This window comes from Paenirhodobacter enshiensis (assembly GCF_000740785.1).
Lineage (GTDB): Bacteria > Pseudomonadota > Alphaproteobacteria > Rhodobacterales > Rhodobacteraceae > Rhodobacter > Rhodobacter enshiensis.
On sequence record NZ_JFZB01000024.1, the window covers coordinates 1 to 8,798 of the forward strand.

The following is an 8,798-nucleotide window of genomic DNA, read 5'->3' on the forward strand; positions in this document are numbered from 1 at the left end:
GAGCGGGCTGAACGTTTATCGAGTGTCCTCATGGACGCACACGAAGACACTCGCCGTATTCAAGTTTTGTCGGTCTCTGATACCGGCCGTCGTCGGCGTTGGACGGATGACGAGAAAATCCGCATCGTTGAGGAAAGTCATGGCGGTGGCGTGACTTTGGCTGAGGTCGCGCGGCGCCATGATATTTCGCGATCACAGCTTTACGATTGGCGATATAGGCACAAGCATGGGCTGCTTGGGGCTATGCCGCAATTTTTGCGCGTCCTTCAGGTAGCAGACTGTTCTGGCCCTGATGATGTTCCAGCGCCGCCAGCGCCTGTATTGACGATCGACCTTGGCCCTCGGTGTCGTGTGACGATCCCCTCCGGCTTTGACATGGAGGCTGCTGCGCATCTGCTCAATGGCTTGATGGTGCGGCCATGATTGCGTTTCCGGCTGGCGCGAAGGTGTGGATTGCAGGTGGCGTGACGGACATGCGGCGTGGAATGAACACCTTGGCTTTGGCGGTCCAGCAGGGTCTTGGGCGTGATCCGCATGCGGGTGAGATCTTTTGCTTCCGGGGTCGCAAAGGTGATCTGGTAAAATTGCTGTGGCATGATGGGGTCGGCATGTCGCTGTATGTGAAACGCCTCGAGGCAGGCAAGTTTATTTGGCCTGTGAGCCAGGGTGGCACGGCGGTAGCGATCTCCGCAGCCCAGCTCGGCTATCTTCTGGAAGGGATCGACTGGAGGAACCCGCGCTGGACGCAAAGGCCTGAAAGGGCTGGATAATTTGCACAGCAGCGCCTGTTTTTATTGGCCTTTCGCCGTGTTCATGATAGGCATCTGCCATGTCAGATGCCGCCTTGCAAATCGCCGAATTGCGCGCCGCACTTGCTGCGCAGACTGCCTCGGCTGAGGCTGCACACGCCCGCGCACAGGCGGCGGAAGCCGAATTGGCGCAGGCCCGCGCCTTGGCATCCTGCACTGAAGCGATGATCAAGGAATTGAAGCTGGAGATTGCCAAGCTGCGGCGGGACAAATACGGCATCTCCTCCGAGCGTCGCGCACGGCTGATTGATCAGCTGGAATTGCAGCTTGAAGAATTGGAAGCAGCTGCCACCGAGGATGCGCTGGCGGCTGAAGTGGCCGCTGCTGCGGACACGACCAGCACGGTGCGCGCCTTCACGCGGCGTAAACCGGTGCGCAAACCCTTTCCAGACCATCTGCCGCGTGAGCGTGTTGTGGTCGAGGCGCCGACCAGCTGCACCTGCTGTGGTTCCGACCGGATCGTGAAGATGGGCGAAGACATCACCGAGACGCTTGAAGTGATCCCCCGCCAGTGGAAGGTGGTCCAGACAGTGCGGGAGAAGTTCACCTGCCGGGCCTGCGAAAAGATCAGCCAGCCGCCGGCCCCGTTCCACGCCATTCCGCGCGGTTGGGCAGGGCCGCAGTTGATCGCGATGATCACTTTTGACAAATATGGACAGCACCAGCCATTGAACCGGCAATCCGAACGGATCGCACGGGAGGGGATTGAGCTTAGCCTGTCCACTCTGGCTGATCTGATCGGTCATGCCTGTGTGGCACTGGCCCCGATCCATGCGCTAATCGAGCGTCACGTGCTGGACGGCGGCCGTCTGCATGGCGATGACACGACCGTGCCGCTGCTGGCCCGCGGCGGCACTAAGACGGCGCGGCTCTGGACCTACGTGCGCGATGACCGTCCTTGGGATGGGGGTGCGCCACCTGCCGCCCTCTTCAAGTTCTCGACAGATCGTCGCAAGGAGCATCCAACCCGGCATCTGACTGGATGGCATGGCGTGCTGCAATCGGACGTCTATGGCGGCTACAATGACCTGTATCTGGCAGATCGCAGTCCAGGTCCGGTGCGTTCTGCGCTGTGTTGGAGCCATGCAAGACGCAAGTTTTTTGAATTGGCCGATATCAAGGCCATCGCCCGTAAGGGCAAAAAGGTGGCAGAGGAAATCTCGCCCATCGCGCTGGACGCTGTGACGCGGATTGATGCGATCTTTGCCATCGAGCGTGAGATTAACGGCCTGTCAGCCGCAGCGCGTCACGAGGTCCGCCAGCAGCGGGTTGTGCCGCTGGTCAACGATCTGCATGACTGGATGCGGGCCGAGCGGGCCCGGATGTCAAAGCACAACCCTGTCGCCAAGGCGATCAATTACATGCTCGACGGCGCAGGTCGCTGGGAAGCCTTCACCGCATTCCTTGATGACGGCCGCCTCTGCCTGACGAACAATGCTGCCGAACGCGCCCTGCGCGGCATCGCGTTGGGCAGAAAGTCATGGCTATTTGCAGGGTCCGAGCGCGGTGGTGACAGGGCGGCCTTTATGTATACCCTCATCGTCACGGCAAATATGAACGACATCGATCCGCAGGCTTGGATGGCCGATGTCTTGGCGCGGCTGCCGGATATGCCCGCGTCACGGGTGCTTGAATTGCTGCCCTGGAATTGGAAGACGACAACAGATTTGAAGAGGATTGCCGCATGACATTGGTCGCGCGCCTCAAGGTCACACTGTCCGACGTCGAACCTCAGGTGCTGCGACGCTTCGATGTGCCACTCAAGATCAAGCTGAACCGCCTGCACGAGGTGATCCAGGCCGCCATGGGATGGACTGACAGTCACCTCTATGAGTTCCGGGCTGGTGGCGTCGGCTGGGGGGTGCCCGATCCTGACGGCTATTACGATGGCCCGCTGCCCGCCAACAAAACCAGCCTGCTTGACGTGCTCGAAGATGTCGGGACCAAGACCATCCATTACATCTACGACTTTGGCGACAACTGGCACCATGTGATCAAGGTCGAGAAAATCGATGATGCCATGCCGGGTGCAGACTACCCACGCCTTGTCAGGGCCATCGGTGCTTGTCCCCCTGAAGATGTGGGTGGCTTCCCGGGCTACGCCGACTTCCTCGAAGCCATGGCCGACCCTGAACACGAAGAGCACGACCGGATGCTGGAATGGTATGGGGGAAAGTTCGACCCCGACGAGGCAGAGATCGGCCATATCCTCGACAACTTCGAGCGCCTCGCCAAAAAATGGGCACCAAAGCCACGCAAACCAAAAGCCGCACCCAGAAGCCTCTGATCAATATAGCACGGCTGCGGCCTTCGGCGGATGCTTACCCGTATCCTCGGGTAGCGTACAGTCAACATCCGACGGCTCTGGCATCTTCCAATCGAGCGAGCGAAATTTTCGAATACCGACTCGTGAAATGGCGCACGCTTTGTGCCAGAAGAGCACGAAGTCTACCTTCAGCAATGAATTGACATCCTCACTCGCGATTTCCGAGAGCTCTCGAAGAGAAACACCGCTTTGCTCGGCGACCTTCCGGGCACTGTCGGTGAAACCAGACGCACTCACCGCGATCGTACGATCTGCACCAATCGCCTTTTTCTTCGCGGCCAGTTGCTCGATCCAGGTGACATCCTGAATTGCAGTCCTTCGCCGACACTCGATCGTCAAAAGGACTTCGGCGGTTCCAATCCGCGTACGGATACTTGCGTCGACCTCTCGTAGCTGACCTGTAATCTTACATCTGATACGATCAGGAGAGTTAACAGTCACATTTCCGGGGTCTGCATCAGCCTCTATTCGCGCAACCAAACGCTCGAATTCACGCCATTCAGGGTCTTGGCCTTCGCTGGCGCTCATCTTTTGCGACGCTTTCCGTTCGCACCGGCATCGAGGAACATCGGGAAGAAGCTGCGCTGTGTCTTCACCTTGATGACATCATTGACCCCAATCGTGTTTGCTTTCCGTCGCTCACCGCCTGCAGGTGTAATGACTTCAAGATCCGGGTTCTCGATAATCGCCGTATGAATGTCATCGGCGTGAGCAGGCGTGACGTTGTAGATGCTCTCGTAGAAATCCATGACGGGCATCGCATCACCAGTCTCAGTCACAAGACGCGGAATATCTCCCAGGAGTTGGCTCTTCGCGGACGCACGGGCATTACTGTCGAACAGATAGAGCATGCCTTCGTCATGCCGCGGATCATAAGACAGCATATTGAGGCCGGACCGACCGAAATGTGCCTGCATCGTTGCATTGTCATGCAGGATGTTGTTGTAGACCTGCCGCGCACGGCAAGCGTTGGCGAAGTGAATGAGCCAATACCGCCAGCCACCAGGGTTATTAATCGAGAACGGGCTTACATAGGGAGCGCATCTCCGGAAGACGTCAAAAACGATTTTTTCAGCCGTGCCGAGCCAGTCATTCTTACTCATGACCCCGTTCAGTTCACCGATATCGGCGGTCTTGAGCCCAAGATAGTCCAGTCGGGCAGTGAGTTGATCTGGTTGGTCCTTTTTCAAAAAGGCCAACAGAGAACTGATCATGAACGTGTAGAAGATCTCAGCCGCTGGATAGGTCCGCATGATGTCGACGATCGTGTCACGCTCGACGTGGCTATCCCCGCACTGGTCTAAGTTGAACAATACGCTTCGATAACGGCCCTGCTCCAGCAACGCCCTGGTTTTCGGGTAAGCTTTCTCGAAGAACTCATTCAGGTACTCCACGCGAAGATGCAGCTTCGGGCATGTTTCCGCGATATCTGCCTGCAGTGGCGCGACATGGGTCTTCAATAGTTCGATCGCATCCCGACTGGCATCATTAAAAATGAGAAGACACTCGACCTCAATAGCGCCCAAACCTTGCGCCGCCCGCTGTGTGTTGACCGCTTCAGTCGCGCGCCTGAGTTCTTCAATGAAAATCAGCGGGGACCCGGGCGTTCCGCACTGGTAACGCCCCCCACCAGCAAAACCATCGACTATTGCAAGCCTGAAACGTTCCTGTTGGGGTAATTTGCAGCGAACGGTAAGATAATCAAAGACGTACTCACGAAGAATCTTGTGTTTGCGCCGCGAATGCTCTTCGAGCTTCGCGCCATCTGCCCATTCGTATCGTTTTTCTACCATGTTGCCTCCCCGCCTATCTCTAAACTCTTACACAACCGCTTGCGGGGCGGCAGGCATTTCGTCCCAGGTGCGTCCACGATATTCTCGCCCGTTGGCCTTCTTCGAGCGCTTCTTGTTGTCCTTGCCCCAAGTTCCCCACTGTTTAAAGAAAAATGCCGTCCCTGCCGTAAGGCATTGGGCATGTATTTCATCAATCCATTCTTCGCGAATGGGACGGGCGGACTTTCCGCTTTCGCCGCCCACAATCGCCCAGTGAATATCCTGAAGATCAATTGCGCCAACGGCACCAATCAGCGGCTCAAAAGAAATGAAGCGGATCGCTGCAGGTGACCGGCGGAGGTCTTCGATGCGATCAACGACTTCAGCGTTTTCGATGCTCGTACCAAGCCAAACGTTGGGCAGGACCTCTCCGATGCGGCCGCTGACCAACTCTGCCATACGCTCGGGACGCTTGGTCAGAATCTGGTAGTTATGGCGTGGCGTTTCACGCATGACTTGCCAAACGTCCAATATGAATTCATCAGTCACCTGGTCATGGAAGAGGTCACTCATCGAGTTAACGAAGATCTTTCGGGGCTTGCGCCATCTGTGGGGAATCGTCAGTGCCTGCCGATCCTCACGCACGACTCCATTCCAAACGGTCCTCCGACCCGTCTTGCGAGTTAGTCCTGCATATTTCTGGACACCCATCGCTTCGAGCCGCTTGGCCATTTCCATCGCGTAACAATGGGTGCAGCCGGCTGTAACGATCGAACACCCCGCGACCGGATTCCACGTGGCATCTGTCCATTCAATCTGTGTTTCAGCCATGTCGGCCTCCCGCGCATTCATCGTTCCGGCAGCACATCAGTCAGTACCGCGTAACGGGTTGATGAACTGGATATCGGAGAAATCTTTTTCGTTTTCTGTTACCACCACGCAATCGTTGGCTCCCGCGACGGCGGCGATAATCACATCCAACGTGCTCCGTGGGCGGCCCGCAGATGTCCCGTCCGCCATAAGTCGTGCCCATATCAAGGCAGCCTTGTCGTCAAAGGCCAAGATTCGGTCCATGAACAACTCCTGCGGGCCCTCCGGCCCTGAAAACCAAGCATCAAGTGCATCGCGCTTCTTGCCACGTGGTTTTTCCAGAATGCCGCGTCGGATTTCGGCTATGGTCAGCGATGCGATGAAGAGGTCTTCATCCCGCTGAGCTGCCATCCATTTCATCAGAGACTCAGATGGCTTCGGCTTGACGATATTGCTGATGATGTTGGTGTCTAGAAGATAACGGCTCACAGATCGGCCCTTCGCCCTTCATCGCGCGGGCGCGAGAGATCGACTTCAGCTCCAACCAGGGGCGAACGGCGCAAGGCGGTCAGAATATTGCCGGGCTTCGGCGGCTCCTCCGCCACAACAGCTTTCACCGCGGCGCGCGCCTCTTCCGCTTCCGGCCCCTCTTCGGCCAAACGGCGAGCAAGCGAGCGGATCAGTTCGCGGTCGGACTCGAGAGCCATGACTTCGAAACGCTTGAAGCCGCGCTGTGTCAGGCGCGCGCGGTAATTCTTGATCGCTCGTTTCTGTGCAGCGTTGCTCATCGCCGATCTCCATGCTATATCAGGATATATATACCAAGAAACATTGGCTTTTCAACTGCCGTGCCGATGAGCAAGCAGCCACGCCAAGATGGACGCGAGCCCGGAATGTGCCACAGGGTCCGACGTCAAGGCAGCATGGGTTAGATGTACATCGCGATCAAACAGACAATAGAGATTTTGCCCGCCGTTATTCACGACGAGGCTATATCCGTTTCTACGATCCGGCACGACGCAATGCGCCGGAGACACCGCCAACACGCTGTTATTCCATACTATTTTCCCTTGAGAGATCACTTCGAAATGTCAATCTTTGTCTTGCGCACCTCTACGCGCGAGAAACGGATGGCGACCTCTTGGCACGACAGCGACAAACCAAAGCGGAGACGCTGCATCTCTCCGTCGAAGCGGCGGACACCGACGCCGCGTGTCTCGCGGGCGCCGAGCCTGATGCCCGCCTCCGCGATCTGGTCCGCCTCTTGGCCCGTCAGGCCGCCCGCGACTTTGTCAACGCCGAGACGGCCCATTCTGAACAGGACCGCCTCCCCAAGTAAGGAGGCCGCCGTATGAAGGTCGCGCTCTACGCTCGCTATTCGTCCGACAATCAGCGCGACGCCTCGATCGCAGATCAGTTCCGGATGTGTCGGCTCTACGCCGAGAAGCAGGGCTGGCAGATCGTCGAGGAATACTCGGACCATGCAATCTCGGGCGCCTCACTGCTCCGTCCGGGCATTCAGGCCCTAATCTCCGATGCCACACACGGCCGCTTCAACGTGATCCTCGCAGAGGCGATGGACCGACTCTCCCGGGACCAAGAAGATATCGCCGGTATCTTCAAGCGCATGTCCTATGCTGATGTGAAGCTCGTTACCCTTTCCGAAGGCGAGGTCACGCATCTGCATGTCGGCCTTAAGGGTACAATGAACGCGCTGTTCCTCAAGGATCTCGCCGACAAGACTCGCCGTGGCCTGCGCGGCCGGGTTGAGAGCGGAAAATCCGGAGGCGGTCTCTGCTACGGATATAACGTCGTACGCACCGCCGATCCGGACGAGCGCGGTCACCGGGAGATCAACACCGCCGAGGCAGGCATCATCCAGCGCATCTTCAAGGATTATCTTGAAGGCAAGTCCTCCCGCGCCATTGCCATGACGCTGAATCGTGAGGGCGTCCCTGGGCCGCAAGGCAAAGAATGGGGGCCATCCACAATCCACGGAAACCCCAAGCGTGGCACAGGTATCCTGAACAATGAGCTCTATATCGGCAAGCTGGTCTGGAATCGCCTGCGCTACATGAAGGATCCGGATACCGGCAAGCGCGTCTCGCGCCCAAACCCGGAGAGCGAATGGGTCGTTCAGGAGGTGCCGGAGCTCGCATTCATTGACCGGTCCCTATGGGATGCCGTGAAGGCGCGGCAAGCCAGCCTTGCCTTTGACAAATCCGAGAAGAGTTCAAACCCTATGAACAACCGGCGTCGCCCAAAGCACCTGTTCGGGGGGCTGATAAAATGCGGCTGCTGCGGAGGGGGATACTCGATGATCTCGAAAGACCTCATGGGGTGCTCAACGGCCCGCAACAAGGGCACTTGTGACAACCGAGTGAACATCCGACGCGATGCACTAGAGGCTTCCATTCTGAACGGCCTCAGGAAGCATCTGATGGAACCTGAACTGTTTAAGGAATTCTGTACCGAGTTCACAAAGGAGGTAAACCGCCTTCGCATGGAACGCGGAGCTGATCTGGAAGTATGGAAGAGTGAGCTGGAGCGCACTGATCGGGAGCTGGACAAAATGGTAGATGCCATTTTGCAGGGATTTCCGCCAGCCAAGCTGAAGGACAAGGCCGAGAAGCTTGAGACGCGCAAAGCCGAACTAACCGAACTCTTGGCCAATGCCGACGAGCCTCCGCCCTTGCTGCACCCGAACATGGCGCAGATCTACCAGGATCGGATCGGCCAGCTCTATGAGAATCTCCAACGCGAAGAAGAGCGAGCACAAGCTGCCGAGGTGTTTCGTTCCCTTGTGGATCAGGTGACCCTTATCCCGGAGGACGGCGAACTTGCCATTGTGCTGCGTGGAGATCTGGGTGCCATCCTGCGCTTTGCTGCAGGAAAGAAAAACCCCGACTTCCTTTCGGAGGCCGAGGCTTTTGACAACCTGCTATCGCAGGGATCGTTGGTTGCGGGAGGGCGCAACAGACGATCTCGGCGGAATGGGAATAAGAATGCAAAAACCTCCGCGGCGGGGCCTACGGAGATTTCGCAATTATCGTTGGTTGCGGGGGCAGGATTTGAACCTGC

The 8,798-nt window shown here is 57.5% G+C and carries 11 protein-coding genes; 5 read left to right on the top strand and 6 right to left on the bottom strand.

Annotated features, from left to right (window positions below; genetic code table 11):
- From tnpA to CG50_RS11625, 4 genes are all read left to right on the top strand, one after another.
- A partial coding sequence (gene tnpA / locus CG50_RS16595) for an IS66-like element accessory protein TnpA (protein ID WP_081880405.1) occupies nt 1–423 on the top strand: 423 nt, incomplete at its 5' end.
- Nucleotides 420–770 carry an IS66 family insertion sequence element accessory protein TnpB gene (gene tnpB / locus CG50_RS11615; RefSeq protein WP_036638503.1) on the top strand — a complete coding sequence of 117 codons (351 nt, stop codon included), beginning with the start codon at nt 420–422 and terminating at the stop codon, nt 768–770. The genes tnpA and tnpB, both read left to right, overlap by 4 nt.
- 59 nt (nt 771–829) lie before the next feature.
- On the top strand, nt 830–2,497 hold the full coding sequence (gene tnpC / locus CG50_RS11620; RefSeq protein WP_036638505.1) for an IS66 family transposase: 1,668 nt from the start codon (nt 830–832) through the stop codon (nt 2,495–2,497).
- Nucleotides 2,494–3,096: a plasmid pRiA4b ORF-3 family protein gene (locus tag CG50_RS11625; RefSeq protein WP_036638507.1), complete on the top strand. Its 603-nt coding sequence runs from the start codon at nt 2,494–2,496 to the stop codon at nt 3,094–3,096. The genes tnpC and CG50_RS11625 overlap by 4 nt, the downstream gene beginning before the upstream one ends.
- Here CG50_RS11625 and CG50_RS16600 read toward each other — a convergent pair whose 3' ends face one another.
- The 6 genes from CG50_RS16600 to CG50_RS17310 all read right to left on the bottom strand — a co-directional run bounded on the left by CG50_RS16600 (nt 3,097) and on the right by CG50_RS17310 (nt 7,029).
- The gene (locus tag CG50_RS16600; protein WP_245615707.1) at nt 3,097–3,663 is read right to left on the bottom strand and encodes a restriction endonuclease; all 567 of its coding nucleotides are present in this window, start codon (nt 3,661–3,663) and stop codon (nt 3,097–3,099) included.
- Entirely contained in the window at nt 3,660–4,928 is a 1,269-nt protein-coding gene (locus tag CG50_RS11630) for a three-Cys-motif partner protein TcmP (RefSeq protein ID WP_036638509.1), read from the bottom strand. The genes CG50_RS16600 and CG50_RS11630 overlap by 4 nt, the downstream gene beginning before the upstream one ends.
- 27 nt (nt 4,929–4,955) lie before the next feature.
- A complete protein-coding gene (locus CG50_RS11635; protein WP_036638519.1) occupies nt 4,956–5,738 on the bottom strand; it encodes a DUF5131 family protein in 783 nt (260 codons plus the stop codon).
- 36 nt (nt 5,739–5,774) lie between these two features.
- Nucleotides 5,775–6,206 carry a PIN domain-containing protein gene (locus tag CG50_RS11640; protein WP_036638511.1) on the bottom strand — a complete coding sequence of 144 codons (432 nt, stop codon included), beginning with the start codon at nt 6,204–6,206 and terminating at the stop codon, nt 5,775–5,777.
- Nucleotides 6,203–6,505 carry a hypothetical protein gene (locus tag CG50_RS11645; RefSeq protein ID WP_036638513.1) on the bottom strand — a complete coding sequence of 101 codons (303 nt, stop codon included), beginning with the start codon at nt 6,503–6,505 and terminating at the stop codon, nt 6,203–6,205. The genes CG50_RS11640 and CG50_RS11645 overlap by 4 nt, the downstream gene beginning before the upstream one ends.
- Before the next feature lie 290 nt (nt 6,506–6,795).
- On the bottom strand, nt 6,796–7,029 hold the full coding sequence (locus CG50_RS17310; protein ID WP_036638514.1) for a hypothetical protein: 234 nt from the start codon (nt 7,027–7,029) through the stop codon (nt 6,796–6,798).
- 39 nt (nt 7,030–7,068) lie between these two features.
- On the opposite strand from CG50_RS17310, the gene CG50_RS11655 reads away from it, so the two are divergent.
- A partial coding sequence (locus tag CG50_RS11655; protein WP_036638516.1) for a recombinase family protein occupies nt 7,069–8,798 on the top strand: 1,730 nt, incomplete at its 3' end.